Here is a 24959-nt window from a genome sequence, read left to right as displayed (position 1 = left end):
CATAATAGAAACTCGAAAGGGGGCCGCGATTAATGTTACCTTTGGATAATCAACAACTTGAAGGCTTCGCTCAGATTCGCGTAATTGGCGTCGGCGGGGGCGGGAGCAATGCCGTGAATCGCATGATTCAGGCGAATATGACAGGTATTGAGTTTATTGCCATCAATACGGATGCTCAGGCATTGTTGCTGACGGAGGCTCCTCAGCGTATCCATATCGGTGAGAAGCTGACTCGTGGCCTCGGTGCGGGCGGTAATCCCAGCGTTGGCTCGAAGGCTGCTGAAGAGAATGCTGAGGATATCTATGAGGCCTTGAAGGGCTCGGATATGGTCTTCATCACTGCTGGCATGGGGGGCGGAACTGGTACCGGTGCAAGTCCGGTCGTTGCCCAGATTGCTCGCGAGCTCGGTGCCTTGACGGTGGGTGTGGTGACCAAGCCGTTTACCTTTGAGGGGAAGAAGCGTCAGCTCGCTGCTGAAGAGGGCATCGCTAATCTGAAGCAGCATGTCGATACACTGATAACTGTTCCCAATGATCGCCTGTTGCATATTGCTGATAAACGGACGCCGCTTTCTGAGGCGTTTAAACTGGCAGATGATGTGCTGCGCCAGGGTATTCAAGGCATCAGTGATCTGATCACGGTGCCCGGGTTGATCAATCTGGACTTCGCTGATGTGAAGACGATCATGTCTTCGGCTGGCTCTGCTCTGATGGCAATCGGCGAGGCCAGTGGAGATACACGGGCGATTGATGCGGCGCAACTGGCAATTGCCAGCCCTCTACTGGATATCGATATTAGCGGGGCTCGTGGTGTACTTTTCAATATCACTGGTGGCATGGATATGACGCTCTTTGAGGTCAACGAGGCTGCCGATATTATCAGCCAGGCGGCGCATCCCGATGCCAATATTATCTTTGGTGCGGTTCAGGACCCTACCTATGATGGGAAAGTCAAGATCACGGTGATCGCGACCGGGTTTGACACCACCGGGGCGCGAACGAATCATACCAGCTCGTTTGTGATGCCGCAGTCTCCCTCTCGCACTGAAGGGAAGTCGTCCTATCAACAGCAGCTAGCCGGAAGCGCAAGCGGCAATTCAGGCGTGAACCATAATGCAGGCTCTTCGTCCAGCCCGAACCTGTATCGGACGCCGGGATACGCTGGCTCAACGCCGATGACGCCGCCTCCAATGAACGCGGCCAATCATCCAACCGGTCCGTTGCCCACGCCGAACTCGCTGCAAACGCCGGTGCCATCGTTCTCAGATACCGGACGACATCGCGCCATTTCGCCAATGGTGCCATCGCCCCATGATCCGGACGATTTTGTCAATGATGATTATGACCATGAGGATGAGATCCCCGGGCCGAACCCGACCGCTGAAGAGGTGCCTGCACCCAATCCGGTCGCGCGTCCCGTGCAGCAACGAGGCATGCAGCGCAAAATCCGTGGCCTCAATCCCGATCTCTCGCATACCAGCCGCAACACTCCTTCGGGAGATGTGATTGATATTCCGGCTTTTTTGCGCAAACGCTAACGCAAGCCAAAAAAAGAGACAGCCCCCGTTGTCTGGAAAAAGTGGGGGCGTCTCTTTTGAAAAAATGGAGATTGTGCGGCTAGGCGTTGCGGGTTTTCCCCAGATTACCAGGGATATCCTTGTTCAAACCGATGTGGTTCACCACCACCTTGACGCCTGTAATACCAACCATCTCGCGCTCAAGAGCATATTTCATATCGCGATTTGGTACATCGCCATAGAGATGCAAGATATAGTTTTCAACCAGAATGGAGATATTGGAAGCGCCGTCAAGTTTTCCTTTTGCGCGTAGCGCATCCAGTTTCGCGTATGCCTGCCGCAGAATGGCATCTTCAGCGATCATAAAGTTGTGGACTGCTTTGACGCCGGGCAGTTCTCGAATTGCTGCTTCGATCTCGCTACGCTGAGCCTCAAGTTCAACCTTGCCGTAGAGAGCCAGGGTCACACCATCTTCGCTCTCGCCCTCAAGTTCGACCTTTGCCAGGTGTGTGCTATAGGCGGTGCTGCTCACAGTGACCATGTGCTGTGCGATCTCACGGGCGTGTTTGAGAATCTCGCGTGCCTCTTTACTGGTAATCGGCGCTTGCTGGACAGCAGGCGCAGCGTGTGATCCTCCCATAGGATCTTCTAAAGCCCAGCCCAGGATACCAACAAGGATAAGCGGAGCGCCAATGTAGGTCAGCAAGGCACTATCCGGGAAACCAAGCATACCGCCTACAGTGACCATGATCGCTGCACTCAGAATCAGCGGCCACAGACTGGGTTTCGGAAGGTGGATATGTTTCTCGGCCTCTAATGTTTCCTGTTGTTCCTGCACTTCAAGGCTTTGTTGTCGCTCGTCCAGTGTGAGATTCGCACCTTGAAGGGAAGTATCCATAATTTTGTGTTCTCCTCTGAGAATGATACAAGCCGCGAGGACGCTCTATTTCTTATATTTGTCCTTAAACTAAGCATACCAAATATACTCATTTCGTGCAAGCAACCCGGGTTTGGCGCCCTCTGGTTATTCTTTCCACGGTTGATAAAGGAGCTGCTCTTCAATCTCTTTCCATGCCAGAAACTCTGCCTCTTGCCGCGAAAAGAGCTGCCCTTCCTGCTGCGCCTGGCGCATACGCCGGGTGACTCGCTGCTGAAAACTGACAAGCAGAGGATGCTGCTGGGTATAGGGAGGCATGATGCCCAGATCAAGATCTGTCAACTGGTAAAACTCATCTTCCGCAAAGGCCAGAGTCAGCAGTTCAATATATTTTTGGGCGATGTCGATTGTCATTTGTGTGAATGACTCGGGGCGCGAACTACAGATGCAGAGACAGCCTGCGACCCGATCAACGCGGAGAATCGGGCTGACGAGCATGCTCCCACCGGGGGCGCTACGAGCCGCGGACTCTCGCAGCAGCGCATCAGTGACGTTGCGTGGAACAGGTTCAAGTGGATTGGTATGAGTTTGAATGAGAATGTAGTGTCCTGTGATGGTGGCGTTTCCGGCTGGTGATTCTGCCCCATAGAAGCAGGTATGTGGCTCCTGCATGGGCTGGAACGGAGTACTTCTCTCGTACGTTTTGCGCAGACTCCGCACTTTTTGCTGTGGGAATGGCGGTACGCATTGGACCAGAAAGACGGTCATCCCCTGCTGCTCCGGGTCAAGGTGCAATAATAGCTGCTGTAGAATCAACTGGCTCAGGGTGGATGAACGACGAATGGCCGGACTGCTGCTATGGGTATGAAGAACCTGCGCATAGAAGGAGGAGGGAATTTCCAGGTCCGGGGCCTTCGGTGCAGATTTCTCTCGCTGCAATTGTGGATACTCTTTTATAATCCACTCCGCAAGTTTCTGATGTCGTGAGGGTAAGATGTCTAGTAGCTGACGTAGGCTCTCTAGCCGAGGGGTCGTTTTATTCGTGACCCATCGGGTGAGTGTAATGGGGTGAAGCTGTAGGGCGTCTGCTATCTGTTGTCTTTCCTGGGGATTACTGATGATCTTGCCTAGCAGCTTGCGCCATGACTGTTGCTCTTTCTCCATAGTTTTTGAGAATTCTTTACTCAGTGTTTTCAGCACAAGGACACTTTGACAATGAGGCCTGATGTACAGCATAACCGATCAGATAAGCGGCGTCAACAGCAGATCGGTTGTGTTTTCTTGACTGAACGTTCTGTTGCGGGGAGAAAAAAGGAGGCTTGCCATACGGGAAGCCTCCCTGTCTGTGGTTATTCCTGTAGCAGTGTTTGAAGGTTGCTTACCAGATCCTGAGGGGTAAACTCGCTTCCCAGGAAGGTACGCATATGGCCTTTTTTATCGATAAGATACAACCCCATCGTATGTTGCGGGGCGACGGTCTGCTGCTCTGTTTCAGCATAGATATGATAGGCGTCCCAGACTGGTTTCAGTGTCTCGCGCGAGCCAATGAGAAAATGCCAGTTCGCTTTGAGCCTATGGTCATTGGTGAACTTCTTTGCGGCTGCAACTGTATCATTTTTGGGATCGGTGCTGACCGCCATCATCGAGACATTCTGTGCTTCACGACCAAGCATTTCCTGGGCGCTGCGCAGCTTCTCGGCGGCTGCGGGGCACTGATCCGGGCAGCTCGTGTACATAAAAGTCAGCACCACAGGCTTGCCCTTAAAAGAATCCAGCTTGACTTCTTTGCCATTCTGGTCGGTCAGAGTAAAGCCGGGCGCGGGCTTATTATCAAGCGAGGTGCCATGTAGATTGGAATCGTTTGTATTTCCTGTATCTCCCGGGCCCGCTGTCTGAGAGGCATTGCGTTGTACGATCACAATTACAATCACCACCAGCACGGTCAGGGTGATAACGGAAAGTCGGGATGCAAGACGCCAGTTCATAGTTGTATCGAATCCTTGTTTTGAACCTTACACTCCTACAGCGGAAGGACGCGGTCGATCACCATAATCGCGAAGATCAGGGCCAGGTAGCAGTTAGAATACCAGAAGATCGTACGCGCCCACTTCTTCGACTCATCTCGAAGCAGTCGAATGGACATGTAGATCAGGATGCCGCCGAGGATCAGTGACGAGATCAAATAGATGTACCCCATTGTGCCGAGCAAGAAGAGAATCAGCGTCACCGCCAGAAGCAGCAAGGAGTAGAGCAAGATCTGCTTGCGCGTCTCTTTTTCTCCCATTACATTTGGCAGCATCGGAACATTCGCTTTCGCGTAGTCTTTCTGAATCAGCAACGAGAGTGCCCAGAAGTGTGGGGGAGTCCAATAGAAGATAATCGCAAAGAGCCAGATGGCCGGGAGATCGACTGAGTTTGTTACTGCTGCCCAACCGACCAGCACAGGAACCGCGCCCGCAGCGCCGCCAATCACAATGTTCTGGGCGGTGGTGCGCTTGAGTCCCATCGTGTAGACGAAGACATAAAAGAGATTTGCTGCCAATGCCAGCACGGCGCTGAGCAGGTTCACAAAAAGAGCCAGAACAAGAAAGGAACCAATCCCCAGAACAATTCCAAATATCAGGGCGTTGCGTGGCTCAACCTTGCCAGAGGGAAGGGAGCGTCGCTGTGTGCGGCCCATGACCTGATCAATATCGCGATCAATATAGCAATTGATGCAGTTTGCGCTTCCTGCTGCCATAAAGCCACCAATCAGAGTTGCAATCACCAGCCCGATGGGGGGGAGCCCTCTGGCGGCAATTGCCATTGTGGCAACCGTTGTTCCTAGCAGGAGAACGGTGACATGTGGCTTGACAAGGTTAAGATAGCTTGAAAAGATCTGACGCCACTGCTCAGACTTTGTTGGAACAGCTTCCGCTTGCATACAATCTTCTTCCTCTGCTAGTTCGATTCAGAGTGGCTTGAGCACGTCGCTTGTGCCACCGGGAAGCCCCGGCTATCGCCGGGTATGAAATTCTATGACCGGTAATCGTTTTGTGTCATACAAACGAATGAGAAGCGCTCCGCAGCGGAAAAGAATGGCTTGTCCAACCTGGAGCACTGTTGTCTGTCTGGTGCTGCATACAGGCAACCGCTAGGGAGCAACTCAGATATGCAAAGAGTGCCGGGAGTCGTCATTCACGAGCAGGCCCGGAAATGGAATGAAGCGGGCAAGTAAGCTCGATACTACGACATTCCTCATTGTCGTCGTTTTTCCTGATAGCTTCCTTGCAATGCGAAAAGTGGACCTTACAAATACCTGAACGTGAATGTAGAACGTTTCGACTGCACCCTTTCATTGCTCTTGCCCCGCCCTGCTACTCCTGTTATAGTATGATACGAAGGATGTACTGGAAAGGCCATTTTACGTGAATGCGAATTTAGGTTTAGATTACTGGCTCAGTCAATGGACGTTTGCGCCATCGGTCATTCTGGGATGTGCGCTTGTCATCGGCCTCTATCTGTACGGGGTCGGTCCTTTGCGCAAGAAGTATCACCTCGCTGACAGCGTGTCGCGAGGACAGGTCATTCTGTTTGTGTGTGGCGTGCTGGCGATCTTTTTCGCGGTCGTCTCGCCGATCGATGAGATCGGGCACGAGTATTTATTTAGCGCCCACATGGTTCAACACCTGTTAATAACAGTCGTAGGCCCTCCTTTAATGGTGGCTGGAATGCCAGGGTGGCTGATTGCTCCGATCTTGCAAGATCGCACGATCCTGAAGTTTGGGCGCTTTCTAACGCATCCTTTTGTGGCCTTTACTCTGTTCTTCGGTGATTTCTTCCTCTGGCACGCTCCGCCACTTTACAACGAAACACTGACGAACGAGAGTCTTCACGTTTTGGAGCATCTGACATTTATTGTCTTTGCCACTATTTACTGGTGGCCTCTCTTGAGCCCTGTGAAGGAAGGGCTGCCCCGGCTCTCAATAGGCGGGCAGATTCTTTACCTCTTCCTCAGTGGCATGCCAACCATGCTGCTAGGCGCGGGGCTGACCTTTATGCAGCCTCTCTATGCACCCTATATCAAGCAGCCAGTACGTGCCTGGGGCTTCTCGCCCGCTTTTGATCAGCAGCTTGGCGGACTGGTGATGTGGGTGCCGGGAAATATTTTGAACATTATCGTGATGAGTATTCTCTTCTTACGCTGGCTTCAGTTACAGGACCAGAAGCAAAAAGAAGAAGATAAGCGCTTCTATGGTGTCAGCGAGGGAGGGCCTGCGTCGCTAGCCGAAGCGGAGGAGGATGAGGAGATCATCACGGTTCTGACGAATACCGAGGGCGAGGTTGTGGATGAGGAAATCAAGGGAAGAGAGCGCTCCTTATAACGTTTTGCCTGTTGAAGGAAAAGGGAAGCCGGGTCTGTTTGAAACGTGAATATACTCACTCCCGGGGAAGCCTTGCTTCATCAGCTTGAACAAGGTGCTTTCTCGTGTCTCCAGATGCAGAATATTTTCAGGTTGTTGTAAGGTTTCCTTCAACGCCTGAAAGCTTCCTGTTAGGCTATCTGGATACACTCTGTCCATAAAATGGAGGAAAATCGCCTGTTCCTGGTCGTTTCACCAGGCGCTGGCCGCTTCTTTCGAGAGCGAAATGGAAAGAAGAAAGACCCTGCAAAAAGACATCATATGTCCTTAGTCTAAACACTGTTTGTAGGAGATTGAGACGTGAGGAAGCCTGTATTTCGTGGGACAAAGCCTCTGGCGTTGACCGGGGTTCTACTGGCCCTGTCCACGATTCTTTTAGCTGCGTGTGGGGGATCTCCCTCAACGCTGGACCCGGCGGGCCCGATCGCGGGAAGAGAGAGCAATGTCTTCTGGCTGTTGCTGATTATCGCGGCAATCATTTTTGTCGGTGTTGAAGGCATGCTGATCTACTCTATTTTCCGCTTCCGTGAGCGCCCCGACTCTCCTCCAGCTCCACAGTGGCATGGAAATCTGAAGGTGGAAATTATCTGGACGGTGCTTCCGGCAATTCTGCTGGGTGTGATCCTGTTCATCACCATTCAGGGCCTGTTTGATGTTGCGAAGGAGCCAGAAGGAAAAACGGTTGAGGTAACGGCTTACGGTCATCAGTGGTGGTGGGAATTCTATTATCCCGATAGCAAGATCACAACTGCTGATTCGTTGGTTGTTCCTCCCAACACATGGGTCAAAGTCAAGCTCTTTTCGAATAATGTTATCCATAGTTTCTGGGTTCCCCAGTTAACCGGGAAAACGGACGTTGTGCCGGGACACGATAACGTGCGTACATTCAAAGCGGATAAGCCGGGACGTTATACCGGTATCTGTGCTGAATACTGCGGTGTGCAGCACGCGAATATGCGCTTTGATGTCGTTGTCACCGACAACTTCGACAAGTTCCAGACCTGGCAGCGAGAGCAGCAGGCAGCCGCCGCAAATCCCTCGAGCGATCTGCAAGCCAAAGGAAAGCAGCTCTATCTGGATCAGTGTACGACCTGCCACGGCATTGTAGGCGTTCTGGAGAATTATACTGGTAAGGAAGATCCTACCGTTCAATGTGTAAATCCAGAGAAGCAGAACGGGTGTCTGATTGGCCCCGACCTGACGCACTTTGGAAGCCGTAAGCTGATCGCTGGTGGTGTGCTTGAAAACAACGTAGACCAGTGTCAGCCGGGTGGTGATCTCTCGAATTGTAACCTGGCGAAGTGGCTGCAAGACCCCCAGAAAGTCAAACCGGGTAACGATATGGTCATTGGACAGTTGTCAAAGGATGACATTGCGGCTCTCGTTGCATATCTGGAGAGTCTGAAATAGGGTAACAGCCCGTGTCTACCTCTTACCACGAGGGTGAGAGGCTGGATTCTTGGAGGAATTTGTTCATGGCAGTTCGCACTGTTGGTGATGGAACTACCACTGTAGTTCGGGAAAAGCCTTTTAGCGAAACCTTTATAGGTGAGTGGCTAACAACAACCGATCATAAGAAGATCGGTCTGATGTATATGGTCACGGCCTTCTTCTTCTTCCTGGTGGGCGGCATGGAGGCTCTCCTGATCCGGGCACAGCTTGCGTTGCCGAATGGTCAGGTCCTCGACCCGGAAACCTTTAACCAGATGTTCACGATGCACGGCACAACGATGATCTTCCTGTTCGTGATGCCGATGATGTCGGGATTTGGTAACTACGTTGTGCCACTGATGATTGGCGCACGTGATATGGCGTTCCCACGCATGAACGCCTTTGGCTACTGGGTGCTGCTCTTTGGTGGCGTCTTTATTGAGCTTAGCTTCCTGTTCCACTCCGCTCCTAACGGTGGCTGGTTCATGTATGCTCCGCTTAGCCTGACCAAAGACGCCTGTGGTGTACATGCTTATAAATGTACGCCGGGCATGAATGCCGACTTCTGGATTCTCGGCACAACCATGCTTGGTATCTCTTCTATCACCGGTTCTTTGAACTTTGTGGTCACCATGCTGAAGATGCGCGCTCCGGGCATGAGCATTAACCGTATGCCGCTCTTCTGCTGGATGATTCTGGTGATGTCCTTCCTGCTGCTGTTCGCGCTGCCCAGCCTGACCGCTGCAAGCGCTCTGCTGCTGCTGGACCGCCATTTCGGCACTCATTTCTATGGCTTTGCGTATGGTGGTGATCCGGTCCTCTGGCAACACCTGTTCTGGTCCTTTGGTCACCCCGAAGTGTATATTCTGATCCTGCCTGCCTTCGGTATGGTCTCGGAGATTCTGCCGGTCTTCTCGCGCAAACCGATCTTCGGTTACACGTTTATCGCGTGGTCTGGTGTGGCGATTGGCTTCCTGAGCTTTACTGTGTGGGCGCACCATATGTTCGCGGTTGGTCTGCCGCCTATTGCACAGGCGTTCTTCGCTTCGAGCACATCGCTGATCGCGCTGCCAACTGCGGTGAAAATCTTTAACTGGCTGGCTACGATCTTTAAAGGAAATCTGCGCTTCAGGGCTCCGATGCTTTTCGCTCTGGGCTTTGTGGGCATGTTCCTGATCGGTGGTTTGAATGGTGCCGCTCTGGCGGTTGTGCCGTTCGACTATCAGGTGACTGACAGCTACTTCGTTGTTTCTCATATCCACTATGTGCTTTTCGGTGGTAGCGTTCTGGCGATCTTCGGTGGTATCTTCTACTGGTTCCCGAAGATGACCGGTCGCATGATGAACGAGAAGCTGGCTCAGCTTCAGTTCTGGGTGCTGATGATTGGTCTGAACCTGGCCTTCTTCCCCATGCACCTGCTTGGTCTGCTTGGTATGCCGCGCCGCGTGTATACCTATCCGGCAAACATGGGCTGGAATGAGCTGAACCTGCTCTCGACAATTGGCGCGTTCCTGGTCGGTGTGGGCGTGATGATCTTCCTCATCAACCTTGTTCACAGCTTGAAGAAGGGTGAGAAAGCGCCAAGCGATCCGTGGGATGCCTTTACTCTGGAATGGGATACGACTTCGCCACCGAAGAAGTATAACTTCCTGACTATTCCGATTGTGCGCAGCCGCCGCCCGTTCTATGATAAGAAGAACCCGGAGATTGCCGATTGGAAGTCCGTTATCCATTGATTGGATAGTAAGAGGTTTGAGGTTTTGCATACGATGACAAACCCTGGACAATCGGAGGATAAAGAAAAAGAGACCCGCCAGCAGCAGTCCTCTGAGGATGCTCGGGCGGAACAGAGCCCTGAGCAGACACCTGCTTCTTCCGCCTCACAGGAGGGGGGAGAGCAACAGGGCACTGGCAAGAAGCGCGTGAAGAAGGTCGTCCAGATTCGCGAGGAGGATATCAGCCCCCATTCGAGTCTCTGGCCCTTGTTGACAACGGCTGCTCTTTCCATTACGCTGGTGGGGTTTATCTTTAACCCGATTGTCTTTGGTATCGGTGTGGTTCTCCTGCTCGGGTGTATTCTTGGTTGGGTCAGGGAGGGCTCGAAGCAGCGAAAACAGCGCTGATGCTTTCGGGAGCGGGGAAGGGCTGGTCTCTTCCCTCTCCTGAGAAGACCACGAACGAAACTTTGTATAATCTGGTTAGGGAGTTCTAATCATGAGTGTTGTGCATGGTGGGCAGGTCGCGTCTATTGAGGAGCATCCTGAAGTAGGTCATGACGTTAACTGGTGGGGTATGATCTTCTTCATCGCCTCCGAGGCGCTGATCTTCGCCAACCTGATTGCCGCGTATCTCTACCTTGAGGTCCGTGGCTTGCAGCTCGGCGATCCTCAGTTCGTCTGGCTGGTCAATGGGGAACACTTGCCCTGGCAGAAACCGATTATCGCCACTGCTATTCTGCTTTTCAGTAGTTTCCCGGCAATTTGGGCTCGCAAGTCTATTCTTAAGGGGAATCGAAAGGGCCTGATTCTGGGCCTGATCGGAACCATTCTGTTGGGCGTTATCTTCCTGGGTTTCCAGGTCTTTGAATATTCAGAACTCTATAGTGAGGGCTTCACGATGCAGACGAAGGCGTTCGGTTCGGCCTTCTTTACGCTGACCGGCTTCCACGGTCTGCACGTGACGATCGGGGTGCTGTTCCTGCTGATCTGTCTGATCCGCTCTATTCGCGGTGACTTCACAGCGAAGAAGCACTTCGCGATCGAGGCGGCTGAAATGTACTGGCACTTTGTCGACATTGTCTGGGTTGTCGTCTTCAGTGTCGTCTATCTGCTGCCGCTCTTTATGATCCCTGCTGGTCATTAATCCCGGTTGAGTAGAAAACAGTGAGAAGAGAGCTCGGTTCCCTGCCGGGGGCCGGGTTCTCTTTTCCTCTTCAGTCAAGCTCTCTCTCTTTTTTTTGAATGAAGTAACGAAGAGGGAAGATATACCGTTTAAAATATGTTACAATGATGGAGTGTAGATTTTTATTGCTAGGGATGGATCTCTTCAATATTTTACGACGATGTAAAGGTATGTCGTTCCCTGGGAAGGACCTTTCTCGATGAAAGAGACAACACACAAGACCGGAACTTCAACGGCTATCTATAATACACGGGCATCAAAAACCAGGAAATGGAGGCCGATCCACTGTGCCGTCTGTGACCAGCGTATCTGGTTTGAGCCCATTCAAGTAACTGAGGCGGAAGAGGCTCCAGAGCCGCGCCAGTCATGGCTGTTGTGCAAACATTGCTATCGGGCTCTGCTTGAGGAAATGCGCCGCTCTCCGGTAAAGTCACCCCTGCGCTTGCGGGTGGCTATGGGGATTGTTGCCGCGGAACGATGGCCGAAAGCCTATCCCACCGAGCTACAGGCCTACCTCAGCGATAGGCGCTGGTTCTTTTTTATCGCGGCAAGTTTTTTCCTTTTTATGATTCTCCATCTGGTTATTATCGTTTTGCTCCCTCTTCTTGCACACTGATGTTCTTTCCTCTGTGTGAGTTGTGCCAATATCCTGTCAAGTTTGACTTTTTTTGCTAAAATAGGTACAACTCAGTGAGATGAAACTGTGATTCCACGAACCGGAGTATTACTGCATGTCCAGCGAAAGTTGGTGGACGAGAGATTTCTATGCTGCAACGGGGCAGCTTTCTGATTACTCTATGATCCCGGCTGCTTTTACACGCGAATATCATGTTCTGGCTGAGGTCTGCTCAAGCATGACCAGCGGCTTTATGCTGCTTAATCAACAGCGAGTTATCTATTCAAATCCAAGTGCCTTACGGTTGTTGCAGATCAGCAAGCGTGATCTGGTTACGCCTCAAGACTTCAGTGTCCGTGACCACCTGCTTGCGCTGGCTGCCGATCCACGCCAGGCGCATTCCGAACTGGAAAATCTCTGGCAGCACCCTGAACAGGAATATAGTACTGATCTGGCGCTGGCTGATGCAGCGGCTCGCTGGTTACGAATTCGGAGTTTTCCGGTTCATGATAATCGTGGGATGCTGCTTGGTCGCGGGCTGCTTTTTGATGATATCACGCTGGAACGCTCGGCTGCCGAGGCGCAGGGCGAGACCTTAGCGCGTGCCGCCCATGAGCTAAAAACACCGCTGGCAATTATCAAGGGCTGCGCGACGACCCTGCTTGGCAGTTCGGCCCGTTGGGACCCTGCGATGCAGCGTGAGATGTTGCAGATGATCGATACACAGTCAGATCGCCTGTATGAAGTGCTGAATACGCTGTTGGATGTCTGGCGGTTGGACTCGGGAGCGCAGCCGCTCCGGCTGACACAGGTCAATCTGGCCGAGTTGCTGGATCAGTTCATTCGCCGCTGGCAGAAGCACTCTCCGAACCATCGCTTTGTGCTCAGTATCATGCCTGATGTCCCCATGCTGATGTGTGATCCGCTCCGTGTGGAACAGATTCTGACTCACCTGTTAAACAACGCAGTTGCGTATTCTCCTGCCGGTTCAGTGATCTCTGTTCGTCTGGAAATTAACGAGGTGGAGGCACGTATTGGCATTCTGGATGAGGGCATTGGCATTGCTCAGGAGCATCTTGACCGTATCTTTGATCGCTTCTACCATGTTCCTCATGGGGATGAGCAGTCAAGCGGGAGCGGGCTTGGTTTAGCGGCGGCTCGCGCGGCTGTACAGGCTCATGGAGGGAGAATCTGGGCCGAATCGCCGGGACCGGGAGAGGGTGCAAGCTTCTATTTTACGTTGCCATTCGCGCCAAAGATTACCGTTTCCGCGCAACAGACGGCGCCATTGCCCGCGCTTCAGGACACCGCACCGTTAACGCTGGGAACATCGCGTACCGCTCCTCTGCGCCAGGACCGCCGCGTCCACGTGCTGCTTGCCGAGAGCGATCAGCGTTTGACACGCTATCTTCGTGCGAACCTGGAAGAGCAGCAATATCGTGTCCATACGGTCAATCATGGCATCCAGTTCTTGCGCCACCTTGATCTTGACGAGCCTGATATTATTCTGCTCTCCTCTCGGCTGGCCGATATGAGCGGCGTTGAATTGTTGCAGCGGCTGCGCGAGTTTTCGCAGATCCCGATCATCATGCTCTGCGACGATGATAGTGACGAAGATGAACGGGTCTATCTATTCGATCTGGGCTGTGACGATGTGGTGATGAAACCCTTTGGTATGAAGGAGCTGCTGGCCCGGGTGCGAGCCATTTTGCGGCGGCGCGCGGCGGGCGAGGAAAAGCCTGCTCGCTCGCCCATCTTCCGCACAGGAGAGCTGGAAATTGACCACGCACAGCATCAAGTGACAGTGGGTGGCAAGCCGGTTCAGTTGAGCCGCACTGAATATAATCTGCTGAACGTGCTGGCGCAGAATGCCGGGCGCGTTGTGACACATGAGCTCTTGCTTGAGAAGGTCTGGGGACCAGAATACAACCGCGATGTCGACTTCATCTGGGTCTATATCAGTCGGTTGCGGCGCAAGATTGAGGCTGATTCTCGTCGTCCCAGATATATCGTCACGGTTCCTGACGTCGGGTATAAGCTGATGAAGCTTTAAGCGTTCTGCTTGGCGATAGTTGAAATTGCTCTGTTTTTGGCCCTCAACTGGTGCTGCTGAAGAGTACCGGCTTGTGGTGCCAGACTGTTATATCAGGTAAACACCTGATATTGCAGGCGTTTTTATTCAGGTTCCTGTAAGGTGTTTACCCTATTTTGTTAAGTTGATGTCTATGTGGTTTGGCTATCCTCTATAGTGGTAGTACGCTTGGTCGTCTTGATTTTACTCGCTACCTGGAGGAGCTTCCATGAGTCAGACACAGGGGGAAAAACCCAACGTCCTCTTGATTGAACCTGATGTCGCGATGGGCAGACTGATCGCGCTTGGATTGCAGCATCAGGGCTATCATGTTATCACTGTCTCTTCTCCCGCTGCTGTTTCCCTGGCAGTTGCCCGGACCGTTGATCTGCTGATTCTTGATGTTGACGGTGGAATTCGGACCGATAGTTCGGCGCTGGAATCTATTTACAGTCATCCCCGCTTTGCAGATTTACCCCTTGTGGTCCTTTCCTGGGATGATTCGATTGTGCAACAGGCTCCTATCTCGGTGCCTGCGCTTCCCGCTGCCGGTGCGGCCGAGATACAGCCCATTTACCTCCCTAAGCCATTTGATGCGCGTGTCCTGCATGAGGCGATCGGGCAGTTGTTGCTGTCACAGGCCGCCCGCAGCCCGGAAACGGAAGAGCGTGCCGAAGAACTGCTCCTGGCTGCCTATCCAACACATTCTACACCGAGCATCTGGCCGGTGGTGACCGCTGCGGGCCTGTTTCTGGTCGTTGTAGGTATGCTGGCGCAGTATCTGGTCGCGTTGATCGGCGTGCTGATCGTGCTGGCGGCGCTCCTGCTCTGGCTCCTGGATGTAAAGCCCGCGCCCCGCATTGCAGAGGCGCTATGACGCTCGGGTAGCAAGAAAGCATCAAGACAGATCATCTCCTCTGGTTTGCTGGCTGCGAGAGGTCGGCAAGCCGCTGTTTCATTCTCCCGTTCGGGTTGCTGTAACCTTTATCTCCCTCCCTTCGTGTCATTTCGAGGATGAATAGTAAGAGCAAGATCATTCTCGAAACTCTTCCAGAGTGCCAGAAGGGAGGTTTCTTTTATGACTCACCATAAAATTGATGGTATGCGTGTTGCAGTGCTTGTAGCTGACGATTTTGAGCAGGCGGAGTTTACAGAGCCAATCAAAGCATTAAAGCAGGCCGGGGCCTCGGTGGTTGTGGTTTCGCCACAAGCCGGGCAGGTCACCGGAATGAATCATGATGAAAAGGCAGATCGTTTCCCGGTTGATCTCCTGCTGGACAATGCCAATCCAGACGATTTTGATGCGGTAATGCTCCCCGGTGGCGCTCTTAACGCCGACTCCTTGCGCGTAAATCCGAAAGCACAGGAATTTGTGAGGAAGATTGATCAGTCGGGACGCCCGATCGCAGCGATTTGTCATGCACCCTGGCTCCTGGTTTCGGCGGGCTGTGTCAAGGGACGCACACTTACCAGCTACTACACCATTCAGGATGATATCAGGAACGCTGGTGGCAACTGGGTTGATAAGGAGATGGTACGCGATAAGAACTGGGTGACAAGTCGCAGTCCGAAAGATTTACCGGCCTTCAATTCCGCAATGGTGACGCTGTTCTGTGAGTCGAGGGAACAGGCAACACAGAAAACCCAGAATGTGATCTCGATGTAAGTACAGCCCCAGGAGGTAGATATGTCTTCTGAATCCAGAACCACAACAGATCATGCAGAAATTAAGAAGTGGGTTGAGGCCCGCGGTGGCCAGCCCGCAACGGTAAAAGGGACGACCTCAGGCGGGCAGGCTGGCGTGCTGCGTATTGATTTTCCGGGATATGGTACAGGTGACGAGAAGCTTGAGCCAATTAGCTGGGATGAGTTCTTCCAGAAGTTTGATGAGAATCAACTTGCCTTCCTCTATCAGGATACCACTTCTGGCGGACAGGAAAGCCGCTTCTGCAAGTTTGTGAGCCGAGCAACTGCTGAAGCGAAGGCACATGGCAAGAAGCGCTAAGCGTTATAGGATGAATTGTAGAATATGCCCTGGAGACACAAGTACAGCGGCACACCAGCGCGGGTTGCGCAGCTCTCTGAGGCAACCTGTATCTCTCCGAGGAAGACTTCCTGACAGCCAACACGTGGCCGGGCAGGAGGTCTTTCTTTCCCTCTTAGGCTCTCTCCTCGTCTGACTGTTTTATTCAGGTTTTTGTAAGGTCAGCTTCCCCTGTTGCAAGTTGCCTATCAGGCAAAAGCACCATAATCACACTGAGTTCTTCTTTGAAGAAAAGGCTTTTCTTTGCCTTCTGGCTGACTGTGCATGTGCCGATTGAGAAAGAAGGAGCCTTTTTCGTTAGCATGAGGCAAAAGGAGAACCTGTTTTTCAGGCGCTATCGCGGCTGCCCGTTGATATAGCAAGAAAGCCGCAAGGGAGTTTCGGGCTTCTGATGTGAGGAGTCTAGAGGTATCGTCAAAAGCATGGAAATACGAGAAAAACACGTAACGACTCGGGACGAATTACAGCAAGAGAATACCGCGGAGCCTATCAATAAGCCTGCTGCATTGCAACAGCGTTCACGCAAGCGCAATATTCTGGTCTTCTCTATTGTGACTGCCGTGAATATCGGGTTGATCATTTTGCTGGCGACACAGCTTTTTACTCCAGCGACCAAATCGCCTGCTGCTGATGGACAGGGGACAATACCCAGCCCGCTGATCGGCAAAGCTGCCCCTGATTTTACCCTTCAATCTCTCGCTGACGGTAAGCAGCTACGCCTGTCCGATTTGAAGGGTAAAATGGTTATCTTGAATTTCTGGGGCTCCTGGTGTGCTCCCTGTCAGCAGGAAGCGCCTGCCCTGCAAAAAGCCTGGCAGGAACGGTTGCAGCAAAAAGGTGTGGTTTTGCTTGGCATTGATGTGTATGAAGATTCCAGTGCAGCGCATGCGTTTATCAAAAAATACGGTATTTCATATCAGAATGTGCAGGATACGCTCAATGGCAATGTCGGGCAGGATTACGGCATTCGGGGCTATCCCGAGACCTTCTTTATCTCTGCCGACGGCAAAGTGCTGGCACGATATGGCCCATTCACAGAAGAGACGCTTGATATTGCGCTGAAGAAATTCGGCCTGTGATGAGGGTTGAGGTGTTCTGTGCTGGCTCTTGAGCTTTGTATGCGTGTCGCACATGTACTCTCCGCTGCCCTCTGGGTCGGGGGCTGCGTGATGTATCAGTTCGTGATTATGCCTGCGTTGCGCAACGGTGGGCCCGCTCCAGGGGTGGCTGCACAGATCGCGTCCCTCTTTCACAAGATGACACAGATATGTGCGGGTGTCCTGCTGCTCAGTGGCGCGTATCTGATTTTTGATCGTCTGACGATGACAGCGCTTGGCTGGCCTTATTTCCTGGTTCTGGGTCTGAAGCTGGTTCTGGTTGCCGCGATGCTGCTTCTGGTGATCTATCTGGGTCAGAGCCAGGTTCGTCGACTGGCAAAACAAACAAGTCGCCTCTCGAAGAGGGCTCCGCAGTTGATGCTCGCTCTTGGAATAGGTGTATTTATACTGGGGGCGTTGTTGAATATTCTCTATATCGCAACGATTGCACCCCGCTGATGGAGGTTACAACGTGCCGTCTGCTATCGCGATTGAAGAAACAAAGTCGATCCCTCGGCGCTCCAGACGCTTTCCGGTTGGGCTCCTTATTGTGGGTCTTGCCATTCTTGGAGCGGTCATTTATCTTGTGTATGCCAATACTCAGGCGAGTGCTGCCTATTATTTAACCGTCAAGGAACTCCGACAGTGTACAAGCTGCAACACACGTTCCGTGCGTGTTTCCGGTAATGTACAGGCAGGATCGATTGTTAAAGATGAAAAGACGAACACGCTTCGATTTACTATCGTTGAGGGCGGACAGACGTTGCAGGTTGTGTATAGCGGTGTTGTCCCCGATATCTTTAAGGACGGAGTACAGGTCGTTGTTGAGGGACATTATACCGGAAGCGACCCTTTTCAGGCACAGACCTTGCTGGCAAAATGCCCATCAAAATTTCAAACTGGCACTCCAACGCCGTAGCCCTGTAGTGAAGTAGCACTTCTTCTTCGAGGATCGCTGTGTATTTTTCTGAACTTGGCTTTATATCGCTGATTCTGGCGGCACTCTTTGCCGTGCTGACACTGGTTCTGGCTGTGATTGGCGCATGGAAGAAACGGTCACAGTATACCAGTAGTGCGCGTCATGGTGCGCTGGTTGTAGCAGCGTTTCTGGTGCTGGCAACTGCGGCGCTGGTGATCTCTTTTATTACGCATGACTTTGGTGTTCGGTATGTGACAGAGCATTCCAGCCGAAGTATGCCCTGGTATTATGTCTGGGCAGCGCTCTACGGTGGGCAAGAGGGATCATTACTGTTCTGGTCTTTCTCGCTTGGTCTTTTTACCTCTCTCTTCGTTCTGACTTACAAGCGTGCGCCTGCCGTGCTGGTTCCCTATGTAATCGCAACACTGATGGGCATTCAACTTTTCCTGGTCCTGATGTTGTTGACGGTCTCTAACCCGTTTGTACGGCTGACTGCCATCCCGGCTGATGGTGTGGGGTTGAATCCGCTGTTGCTGGACCCTGGCATGTTGTTGCATCCTCCCTTGCTGTTGCTTGGATTCATGAGCTTCTCCCTGCCTTACGCCTTTGCTGTTGCCGCGATGATTTCCGGGCATCTCAATAGCGAGTGGTTGAGGGCTATTCGGCGCTGGACGCTGGCATCCTGGGCTATTCAGAGTGCGGGCTTGCTGGTCGGAGCCTGGTGGGCCTATCACGTGCTTGGTTGGGGAGGCTACTGGGGATGGGATCCGGTGGAGAACGCGGCCCTGTTACCCTGGCTGACCTCTTCGGCTTTTCTTCACTCCACGATGGTGCAGGAGCGTCGGGGAATGCTGAAGGTCTGGAACTTATTCCTTGTTATTGCCTCCTTTGCGCTGACCATCTTTGGTACATTTGAGGTTCGCAGCGGGCTGATTAGTTCGGTGCATTCGTTTGCGTATTCAGATATTGGTGGCTTTTTCCTGGTCTTTCTGGCTGTCGTGATTGTCTTTTCAACCGGACTCTTTCTTTTCCGTCTTCCCAGATTGCGCCCAGATCAGGAATTTGACTCGATCGTCTCGCGTGAAGGGGTGTTTCTGCTCAATAACTTTTTGCTGCTTGGCATTACCTTTGCCACGCTCTGGGGTATGCTGTTCCCGCTGCTCTCCTCTGCTCTAAACAAGCAGATGATGACTGTGGGACCTCCATTTTACAATGGAGTGAACGGGCCGCTGTTCGCTTTGCTGATCCTGGCGATGGGTGTGGGGCCACTGCTGGCCTGGCGTCGTACCTCAACATCGGTGATCTGGCGTAATATCGGTGTACCGCTTGTGCTGGCGGCGCTCTGCGCGATCATCCTGCCCCTGTGTGGTATTACCAACGTGCTGGCAAATATTGCCTTCTCGATCTGTGCATTTACCGGGGCTGCGATCCTCTATGAACTCTGGCGCGGTGCGCGTGTTCGTCACAAGCATGGAGAGTCTTACCCGGTCGCAGTGTTTATGCTCTTCAAGCGCTATCGGCAGCGTTACGGAGGATATATTGTTCATCTGGGGCTGGTCTTTCTGGCGATCGGGGTGATTGCCTCTCAGTTCTTCCAGATACAGCATGATGTGACGCTGAAGGTCGGTCAACAAACCGAGATCGCTGGCTATCAGCTTGTCTTTCTGGGCAATCTCCAGCAGGAAGAGACCGGGAAAACAGTGGTGACGGCTCAGTTCCAGATCTGGCGCGATGGGAAGCTACTGAAGTATATTTATCCCGGACGCGAGGTCTACCATAAGATGGACCAGCCGGTCAGCAAGATTGAGATCACGACATTTGGCTTGAATGATCTGTATGTGTTTTTGAATGACTGGGATGGCCCGACAAAAGTTGGTGTGCGGCTCTTTATGAATCCGTTGGTCCCTCTTATCTGGTATGGTGGTGGTTTGATGCTACTTGGTGGGCTGCTCTGCTGGTGGCCTGCGGCGCAACAGGGGTCGCGTGTACGCTCGCAGCGCCGGATGAGTGTTCCCGAGAAGGATGAGAAGCAAAGCGCGGAGGTGGCTGTATGAAGCAGGTGAGTCGGCGTCAGGGGCGTGGCTGGTTGCTATTGACCGCTGGGGGGCTGGTGTTGATCGCGGCGGTCTGGTCCTTTCTCTGGTTTCGAGCGGCCTCAAACCAAACGCTGGATGAGCGTGTACAGGCCGTGTCATCGCAGATTAAATGTCCTGTTTGTCAGGGAGAGTCGATCGCGCAATCAACCACTGATCTGGCGCGGCAGATGCGGGCAACCGTTCGCGAGCAACTGGCTGCCGGAAAATCCGAGCAGGAAGTCCTGACGTATTTTCAGGAGCACTATGGCAGTGACATTGTCTGGGCACCCCAGTGGCAGGGCTTCTCGCTGCTTGCATGGCTGGTTCCGCTGGCCTTGCTGCTTGGTGGACTCGCGCTGGTGTTTGCGACCCTGCGTGATTGGCGGGCGGTGGCACGAGAGACAACAGGGGGTAATGAACAGCCGGTCAGCGAGGAGCTGGAACCGTATCGCTCCTTGCTAGAAGAGGAACTGGCGGAAGAGGATATCCTGTTTCGCTCGCCTGCACAAAGCAAAAAACAGGGGAAAGCCTCTGGAATGGAGGCGAAGTAGTATGGCAATTGTAATAGCGCTTGTTCTGGGCATTCTGGCCCTGGTATTTGTGCTCTATCCGTTGTTTCAGCGGACGGCTGCGCCCCAGGTGGCTGTCTCTTCGGAGCCAGAGCCTGTTGTGGAGCAAGATGAGGCAGCCCGAGCTGCGCTGCGTGAGGTTGAGCTTGATTATCAACTGGGAAATATTGTCGAGCCAGATTATCGTACGCTGCGTGAACGCTATATGCGCCGCGCCCTGACTGCCTTTAAGACACGATACGAGCGTGAAAAAGAGCTGGATGCATTGATCGAGGAACAGTTAGAGCAGATGAAAAAAATAGAAGCAAAGAGCAAGAAAGAGGTGGCAGATGATGAATAAGTGCTTGCTGAAAGGAAGCAGTTTTCTGATTCTGCTGCTGCTTGTTGGCGTGCTGGCCGCTCTGGCTCCGCTCTCTTCGGCGTTCGCCCAAACCACAGGGCGTATTTATGGGCAGTTGCTTGACGGTTCAAACAAGAACGCGCCGCTTGCCGGGCAGACAGTGACATTGCAGAAGGCGCAGAATGGCTCTTCGCAGGATGTGACGACCGCAATTACTGACCCCAACGGACGCTTCTCGTTCTCCGGGCTCGATACTGACAAAGCGATCAGCTATGCCGTCTATATCCGCTACCAGAACGCTCACTATTATACTGAGCCGGTCTCACTTGGCACGAAGCCGGAGCAACAGGTCAACCTCACTGTCTATGAGGCCAGTTCGGACGCGTCAAAAGTGGCGATTGTCCAGACGACGCTGCTGGTGAAGTCGGTGGATGAAAAGACGGGGATGGTGCGTGTCTCCGAGATTGTGGCCTTCAAAAATCTGAACACAAAAGCTTTTGTGGGCTCGCTTGATGCCTCAAAGGGCCGCCCCAACGCGCTTTTCTTCTCGCTGCCGCAGGGCGCAACGAATATCTCGCTGGTGAAGGGATTCGCTGGCTATCGTTCTATTCAGTCCGATCAGGGCTTCGCAACCGATGCGGCTGTGCTGCCGGGTGACAATGAGTTCTCGCTGTCGTATGATGTACCCTATACAGGCGACACACTGGACCTGACATATCATGCGATCTACCCAACGGTGCAGGTCTCCTTTATGGTGCCAACGGATCTCCATACAACGGCGGGTTCGCAGGATGTCGCCTCTGATGGCGTGGTAACGGTTGAAGAACATCCCTACAACGTCTTTAAGGCACAGGCACTGACGAAAGAGAAGTCGGTCAAGGTGCGCCTGGAAGGGCTGCCCGTCGTGAATACGCAGGCTCCGAGCACTGCTTCACAGAACGCGCAGGGAACTCAGCTAGACTCGTCAACGATCTGGCTTATCGTGATTATCGCGTTGATGCTGGTGATTATCCTGCTGACCTGGATTGTGTATCGCTCGCGGCGTGAGGCTGCCAGAAAGGCAACGCGTAACGCAGATAAAAAGGCCGCATCTCAGAAGCGGCAGGAGAAGCAGCCAGAAGATGATGAACGCGAGCAGGAATTACTGACCGCCTTGCTGAAACTCGACAGGGAATTTGAGAAAGGCAAGCTCAAAAAGAAGCAGTATGAGGAGCAACGAGCCCGGCTCAAGGCGCAGTTGCGTTCCTTGCTCGACAAAAAGACAGAGGGGGCACGGCGCTGATGAGCGCTCTTGTTGAAATACGAAGGTTGCGCAAGAGTTTTGGTCTGAAGCCAGTGCTGCGAGGCGTTGACCTGATGCTTGGTCCCGGGGAACGGCTGGCACTTTTGGGCGCGAATGGGGCGGGCAAAACCACGCTGCTACGGATCCTTGCTTGCCTGACACGCCCGGGCGGTGGCACGGTAACGGTTGCCGGGCTGGATAGCGTGCGTGATGCCCAACAGATTCGGCGGCTGGTTGGTTTTGTCGGGCATCAAGCCTATCTCTATGAGGAACTGACCGCGTTAGAGAACCTGACGTTCTTTGGACGGCTTTATGATGTCGCGCAGGCAGATGCCCGCGGACGGGCCCTGTTAGAGCGGCTCGGACTGGCTCGGCGTATGCACGACCGGGTCGCGACCTTCTCGCGTGGGATGATCCAGCGGGTGGCCTGGGCACGGGCCCTCTTACATGCTCCCCGGCTGCTCTTGCTTGATGAACCTGATACCGGGCTGGATCAGGAGGGACAGCAGTTGATTGATGTGCTGGTACAGGAGCATATTGAGCAGGGAGGTGGCGCAATCTTTACCACGCATCAACTTGAACGAGCGCTTCAGTTAAGCGAACGGATTGTCCTGTTGAAAGGCGGTAAGGTCGCCTTGCAGGATGCTACAGAGGCTATCTCGCTGGCCGATGTGCAGGAACAGCTACGCGTCTGAGATGCGTGGAGTCAGGAAGCTATGAAGCAGTTTTTCTTACAGGTTTTTGCTATACTCTGGAAAGATATTCGCTGTGAACTCCGCAGTAAGCAAACGTGGTTCAGTATGGGCATGTTTGCGCTGCTGGTACTGGTCATTTTTAATTTTGTCTTTGATCTGCGCATTGATGATAAAGCAACGGTTGCTCCCGGGGTGCTCTGGGTCTCTTTTTTGTTCGCGAGCATACTTGGTTTAAGCCGCACGATGGCTATGGAGCAGGAACAAGGGTCGATGGATCGGCTGTTGCTGTGTCCGGTGGATCGGCGAGCGATTTTTCTGGCGAAGCTTCTCGGGAACCTGCTCTTTATCTTTGTGGTAGAGCTGGTGGCGTTACCCGTGTATATTGTCCTTTTCAACTTACATATTTTTGTGGGTGCACTGGTGCCGGTGGTTCTGCTTGGAACGGTTGGTATTGCGACCATTGGAACTATGTGTGCAGCGATGGCAGCCACAACCCGGGCGCGAGAGCTCCTGTTACCGCTGCTGGTATTTCCGCTGGTGGTGCCGGTCATGATCGGAGCTGTTCGGCTGACGGAAGCGCTAATTGCGCCGCTACCGAATGAGCCGCCCTGGCTTGGCCTGATAATTGCTTTTGATGTTATCTTCCTGGGCGTCTCGACGCTCGCGTTTCAGTTTATCATTGAGGACTAACTATGGCCTTAACGGATCATACACTCCCTGCCGAGCGCAAAGCCGCGCGGGTGGCAGGCCAGGAGAGGGATACAAAACTTCCCCTTGTTTCGCTGGTTCTTGCGGGACTCTCACTCATCGGGGGGCTGATCTCTGCCTGGATGATCTTTCTTTATGCGCCAACTGATGCGCTACAAAAAGATCCACAACGCATTTTCTATCTGCACCTTGCCTGCGCCTGGGTCGGGATGCTGGCCTTTGTGCTGTTGGCAGTGACCAGCATTGTTGCGTTAATTCGGCGCAATGAGCGTTGGGACTGGATTTCCCGGGCAAACGCTGAGGTAGGCGCTGTCTTCCTCACGATTGCTCTGGTGACTGGCTCGCTCTGGGGACGCCCGATCTGGGGCGCCTGGTGGGTCTGGGAGCCAAAGCTGACCGCCACCCTGATTATGTGGTTTATGTATATCGGCTATCTGATGCTGCGTAGCTATATGGGGCGAACGCTGGATAGCATGCGCGTCGGGGCGGTCATGGCGATTCTGGGCGCGATTGATGTGCCGATCATCTATCTGGCGGTGAACTGGTGGCGTGGGCAACATCCTACTCAGGTCAGTCAGCTTCCGCCGGAAATGCTGTTGACTATGCTGGTTGTACTGCTCACCTTTACGATCTTCTATGTGTTCCTGGTGATGCAGGTGTATCAGCTCCAGCGTCTGCAAACGCTGGCTCAGCGTCTACGCTTGCTGGTAATGCGCTAGTTGACGAGGTGAACCTGAAATGAACGGTTTTACATATATGATGCTGGCCTATGCATTGGGCTGGTTGATCCTGATGGCATATGTCGTTGTTATCGCTTTGCGGCTCCGCGGAGCGCGTACCGAGCTGGCGGCAGTTGAAGAACTGGTTCGTGAGCAGCAAGAACAGGAGGAATAAAGGCGAAATGGCAGTGAAAGAGAGCGGCGTACATAACGCGCCTGCGATTTCCTCAGGGAGAAAAGCCAGGGGTGGGCGCATTTTCGGGCTGGCGGTTGGTGACCTGCTGGTCTTCCTCATTATCGGGGCTATTGGCTTACAAATGCACCAGAAAGAGATCAACGCCGAGAATATGCTGCGTGTGACCTGGCCGCTGGCGGTGGCCTGGTTTGTGATCTCTCCATTCCTGGGCGTCTTTAGCCGCAAGACTGAGCGTCGCCCGGGCCAGATGGCGGCGCGTACCGGCATTGCCTGGCTACTGGCCTGTGCTGGGGCAATGGGACTGCGTCAGGTGTTTATCACGCCAGTTGAGGTCAGCTTCGCGATTGTGACGTTCCTGACCAATCTGGTTGGCCTTTATATCTGGCGCTTGCCTTTCTCCTGGGTTATTCGCTCTAAAGAAAAGAGCGCGGACTAAACAGAGAAGTGTTTTCAAGGGGCGCACCACGTGCCCCTTTTTTTTATATGTCCTGTATTGGCC

26 protein-coding genes and 1 pseudogene are annotated in these 24959 nt (G+C 53.1%); 23 read left to right on the top strand and 4 right to left on the bottom strand.

All coding sequences use genetic code 11. The annotated features are described in order from the left end of the window. Positions 1 to 32 precede the first annotated feature (32 nt). Positions 33 to 998 (top strand): annotated as a pseudogene (ftsZ, locus tag EI42_RS34735) (cell division protein FtsZ); the annotation flags it as partial. A gap of 619 nt (positions 999 to 1617) precedes the next feature. Here the strand turns inward: ftsZ and EI42_RS23955 are convergent. The 4 genes from EI42_RS23955 to EI42_RS23940 all read right to left on the bottom strand — a co-directional run bounded on the left by EI42_RS23955 (position 1618) and on the right by EI42_RS23940 (position 5317). After that, positions 1618 to 2415 carry a BON domain-containing protein gene (locus tag EI42_RS23955; protein WP_111325176.1) on the bottom strand — a complete coding sequence of 266 codons (798 nt, stop codon included), beginning with the start codon at positions 2413 to 2415 and terminating at the stop codon, positions 1618 to 1620. A gap of 126 nt (positions 2416 to 2541) precedes the next feature. Continuing rightward, complete coding sequence (locus tag EI42_RS23950) at positions 2542 to 3558, bottom strand: hypothetical protein (protein WP_111325175.1); 1017 nt, start codon at positions 3556 to 3558, stop codon at positions 2542 to 2544. Positions 3559 to 3743: 185 nt separating this feature from the next. Next, positions 3744 to 4379, bottom strand: a complete 636-nt coding sequence (locus EI42_RS23945; protein WP_111325174.1) for an SCO family protein — start codon at positions 4377 to 4379, stop codon at positions 3744 to 3746. A 35-nt stretch (positions 4380 to 4414) separates the two neighbouring features. Next, the gene (locus EI42_RS23940) at positions 4415 to 5317 is read right to left on the bottom strand and encodes a heme o synthase (protein ID WP_111325173.1); all 903 of its coding nucleotides are present in this window, start codon (positions 5315 to 5317) and stop codon (positions 4415 to 4417) included. A 484-nt stretch (positions 5318 to 5801) separates the two neighbouring features. Between EI42_RS23940 and EI42_RS23935 the strand changes: the two genes are divergently transcribed. From EI42_RS23935 to EI42_RS23830, 22 genes are all read left to right on the top strand, one after another. Continuing rightward, complete coding sequence (locus tag EI42_RS23935) at positions 5802 to 6758, top strand: cytochrome c oxidase assembly protein (RefSeq protein WP_170142867.1); 957 nt, start codon at positions 5802 to 5804, stop codon at positions 6756 to 6758. 339 nt (positions 6759 to 7097) lie between these two features. Next, complete coding sequence (gene coxB / locus EI42_RS23925) at positions 7098 to 8207, top strand: cytochrome c oxidase subunit II (protein WP_111325170.1); 1110 nt, start codon at positions 7098 to 7100, stop codon at positions 8205 to 8207. Between the two features lie 65 nt (positions 8208 to 8272). After that, a complete protein-coding gene (gene ctaD / locus EI42_RS23920) occupies positions 8273 to 9964 on the top strand; it encodes a cytochrome c oxidase subunit I (protein WP_111325169.1) in 1692 nt (563 codons plus the stop codon). A 33-nt stretch (positions 9965 to 9997) separates the two neighbouring features. Continuing rightward, positions 9998 to 10351 carry a cytochrome c oxidase subunit 4 gene (locus tag EI42_RS23915; RefSeq protein WP_111325168.1) on the top strand — a complete coding sequence of 118 codons (354 nt, stop codon included), beginning with the start codon at positions 9998 to 10000 and terminating at the stop codon, positions 10349 to 10351. A 91-nt stretch (positions 10352 to 10442) separates the two neighbouring features. Further along, a complete protein-coding gene (locus EI42_RS23910; protein ID WP_111325167.1) occupies positions 10443 to 11090 on the top strand; it encodes a cytochrome c oxidase subunit 3 in 648 nt (215 codons plus the stop codon). Positions 11091 to 11328: 238 nt separating this feature from the next. Continuing rightward, a complete protein-coding gene (locus EI42_RS23905) occupies positions 11329 to 11745 on the top strand; it encodes a hypothetical protein (RefSeq protein WP_111325166.1) in 417 nt (138 codons plus the stop codon). 115 nt (positions 11746 to 11860) lie between these two features. After that, positions 11861 to 13798, top strand: a complete 1938-nt coding sequence (locus EI42_RS23900) for a winged helix-turn-helix domain-containing protein (RefSeq protein ID WP_111325165.1) — start codon at positions 11861 to 11863, stop codon at positions 13796 to 13798. Positions 13799 to 14045: 247 nt separating this feature from the next. Next, positions 14046 to 14693, top strand: coding sequence for a response regulator (locus tag EI42_RS23895; protein WP_111325164.1), 648 nt, complete (start codon positions 14046 to 14048; stop codon positions 14691 to 14693). Between the two features lie 201 nt (positions 14694 to 14894). After that, positions 14895 to 15482 carry a type 1 glutamine amidotransferase domain-containing protein gene (locus EI42_RS23890; protein ID WP_111325163.1) on the top strand — a complete coding sequence of 196 codons (588 nt, stop codon included), beginning with the start codon at positions 14895 to 14897 and terminating at the stop codon, positions 15480 to 15482. 21 nt (positions 15483 to 15503) lie between these two features. After that, complete coding sequence (locus EI42_RS23885; RefSeq protein WP_111325162.1) at positions 15504 to 15821, top strand: hypothetical protein; 318 nt, start codon at positions 15504 to 15506, stop codon at positions 15819 to 15821. Between the two features lie 461 nt (positions 15822 to 16282). Then, entirely contained in the window at positions 16283 to 16939 is a 657-nt protein-coding gene (locus tag EI42_RS23880; protein WP_111325161.1) for a TlpA family protein disulfide reductase, read from the top strand. Positions 16940 to 16957: 18 nt separating this feature from the next. Continuing rightward, the gene (locus tag EI42_RS23875; protein ID WP_111325160.1) at positions 16958 to 17416 is read left to right on the top strand and encodes a CopD family protein; all 459 of its coding nucleotides are present in this window, start codon (positions 16958 to 16960) and stop codon (positions 17414 to 17416) included. Positions 17417 to 17429: 13 nt separating this feature from the next. Further along, entirely contained in the window at positions 17430 to 17876 is a 447-nt protein-coding gene (locus tag EI42_RS23870) for a cytochrome c maturation protein CcmE (RefSeq protein WP_111325159.1), read from the top strand. A gap of 38 nt (positions 17877 to 17914) precedes the next feature. Beyond that, positions 17915 to 19930: a heme lyase CcmF/NrfE family subunit gene (locus EI42_RS23865; RefSeq protein ID WP_111325158.1), complete on the top strand. Its 2016-nt coding sequence runs from the start codon at positions 17915 to 17917 to the stop codon at positions 19928 to 19930. Beyond that, complete coding sequence (locus tag EI42_RS23860) at positions 19927 to 20502, top strand: cytochrome c-type biogenesis protein (RefSeq protein WP_111325157.1); 576 nt, start codon at positions 19927 to 19929, stop codon at positions 20500 to 20502. Before EI42_RS23865 ends, EI42_RS23860 begins: the two co-directional genes overlap by 4 nt. A 1-nt stretch (position 20503) precedes the next feature. Beyond that, positions 20504 to 20860 carry a hypothetical protein gene (locus EI42_RS23855; RefSeq protein WP_111325156.1) on the top strand — a complete coding sequence of 119 codons (357 nt, stop codon included), beginning with the start codon at positions 20504 to 20506 and terminating at the stop codon, positions 20858 to 20860. After that, positions 20850 to 22142, top strand: a complete 1293-nt coding sequence (locus tag EI42_RS23850; protein ID WP_111325155.1) for a carboxypeptidase-like regulatory domain-containing protein — start codon at positions 20850 to 20852, stop codon at positions 22140 to 22142. The genes EI42_RS23855 and EI42_RS23850 overlap by 11 nt, the downstream gene beginning before the upstream one ends. Beyond that, positions 22142 to 22837 (top strand): heme ABC exporter ATP-binding protein CcmA, encoded by a 696-nt coding sequence (gene ccmA / locus EI42_RS23845; RefSeq protein ID WP_111325154.1) that lies wholly within the window; start codon positions 22142 to 22144, stop codon positions 22835 to 22837. The genes EI42_RS23850 and ccmA overlap by 1 nt, the downstream gene beginning before the upstream one ends. A gap of 21 nt (positions 22838 to 22858) precedes the next feature. Then, positions 22859 to 23527, top strand: a complete 669-nt coding sequence (locus tag EI42_RS23840) for a heme exporter protein CcmB (protein ID WP_111325153.1) — start codon at positions 22859 to 22861, stop codon at positions 23525 to 23527. Between the two features lie 2 nt (positions 23528 to 23529). Continuing rightward, a complete protein-coding gene (locus EI42_RS23835; protein WP_111325152.1) occupies positions 23530 to 24264 on the top strand; it encodes a cytochrome c biogenesis protein in 735 nt (244 codons plus the stop codon). Positions 24265 to 24283: 19 nt separating this feature from the next. Beyond that, positions 24284 to 24439 (top strand): hypothetical protein, encoded by a 156-nt coding sequence (locus EI42_RS32780; RefSeq protein WP_170142866.1) that lies wholly within the window; start codon positions 24284 to 24286, stop codon positions 24437 to 24439. Positions 24440 to 24446: 7 nt separating this feature from the next. Continuing rightward, a complete protein-coding gene (locus EI42_RS23830; protein WP_170142865.1) occupies positions 24447 to 24896 on the top strand; it encodes a DUF3054 domain-containing protein in 450 nt (149 codons plus the stop codon). The last annotated feature ends 63 nt before the right edge of the window (positions 24897 to 24959 follow it).

It is taken from the genome of Thermosporothrix hazakensis, from assembly GCF_003253565.1.
GTDB lineage: Bacteria > Chloroflexota > Ktedonobacteria > Ktedonobacterales > Ktedonobacteraceae > Thermosporothrix > Thermosporothrix hazakensis.
Note: the sequence above shows the minus strand (reverse complement) of the source record. Positions and strands in the feature narration are given on the sequence as shown.

Excerpts from the sequence above, each read along its gene's own strand:
- EI42_RS23905 (WP_111325166.1), top strand. The coding sequence starts at position 11,329 with ATGAAAGAGACAACACACAAGACCGGAACTTCAACGGCTATCTATAAT.
- EI42_RS23950 (WP_111325175.1), bottom strand. The coding sequence starts at position 3,558 with ATGGAGAAAGAGCAACAGTCATGGCGCAAGCTGCTAGGCAAGATCATC.
- EI42_RS23910 (WP_111325167.1), top strand. The coding sequence starts at position 10,443 with ATGAGTGTTGTGCATGGTGGGCAGGTCGCGTCTATTGAGGAGCATCCT.
- EI42_RS23840 (WP_111325153.1), top strand. The coding sequence starts at position 22,859 with ATGAAGCAGTTTTTCTTACAGGTTTTTGCTATACTCTGGAAAGATATT.
- EI42_RS32780 (WP_170142866.1), top strand. The coding sequence starts at position 24,284 with ATGAACGGTTTTACATATATGATGCTGGCCTATGCATTGGGCTGGTTG.
- EI42_RS23895 (WP_111325164.1), top strand. The coding sequence starts at position 14,046 with ATGAGTCAGACACAGGGGGAAAAACCCAACGTCCTCTTGATTGAACCT.
- EI42_RS23860 (WP_111325157.1), top strand. The coding sequence starts at position 19,927 with ATGAAGCAGGTGAGTCGGCGTCAGGGGCGTGGCTGGTTGCTATTGACC.
- EI42_RS23945 (WP_111325174.1), bottom strand. The coding sequence starts at position 4,379 with ATGAACTGGCGTCTTGCATCCCGACTTTCCGTTATCACCCTGACCGTG.
- EI42_RS23855 (WP_111325156.1), top strand. The coding sequence starts at position 20,504 with ATGGCAATTGTAATAGCGCTTGTTCTGGGCATTCTGGCCCTGGTATTT.
- ccmA (WP_111325154.1), top strand. The coding sequence starts at position 22,142 with ATGAGCGCTCTTGTTGAAATACGAAGGTTGCGCAAGAGTTTTGGTCTG.
- EI42_RS23880 (WP_111325161.1), top strand. The coding sequence starts at position 16,283 with ATGGAAATACGAGAAAAACACGTAACGACTCGGGACGAATTACAGCAA.
- EI42_RS23940 (WP_111325173.1), bottom strand. The coding sequence starts at position 5,317 with ATGCAAGCGGAAGCTGTTCCAACAAAGTCTGAGCAGTGGCGTCAGATC.
- EI42_RS23955 (WP_111325176.1), bottom strand. The coding sequence starts at position 2,415 with ATGGATACTTCCCTTCAAGGTGCGAATCTCACACTGGACGAGCGACAA.
- EI42_RS23890 (WP_111325163.1), top strand. The coding sequence starts at position 14,895 with ATGACTCACCATAAAATTGATGGTATGCGTGTTGCAGTGCTTGTAGCT.
- ctaD (WP_111325169.1), top strand. The coding sequence starts at position 8,273 with ATGGCAGTTCGCACTGTTGGTGATGGAACTACCACTGTAGTTCGGGAA.
- EI42_RS23850 (WP_111325155.1), top strand. The coding sequence starts at position 20,850 with ATGATGAATAAGTGCTTGCTGAAAGGAAGCAGTTTTCTGATTCTGCTG.
- EI42_RS23885 (WP_111325162.1), top strand. The coding sequence starts at position 15,504 with ATGTCTTCTGAATCCAGAACCACAACAGATCATGCAGAAATTAAGAAG.
- EI42_RS23915 (WP_111325168.1), top strand. The coding sequence starts at position 9,998 with ATGACAAACCCTGGACAATCGGAGGATAAAGAAAAAGAGACCCGCCAG.
- EI42_RS23835 (WP_111325152.1), top strand. The coding sequence starts at position 23,530 with ATGGCCTTAACGGATCATACACTCCCTGCCGAGCGCAAAGCCGCGCGG.
- EI42_RS23830 (WP_170142865.1), top strand. The coding sequence starts at position 24,447 with ATGGCAGTGAAAGAGAGCGGCGTACATAACGCGCCTGCGATTTCCTCA.
- EI42_RS23900 (WP_111325165.1), top strand. The coding sequence starts at position 11,861 with ATGTCCAGCGAAAGTTGGTGGACGAGAGATTTCTATGCTGCAACGGGG.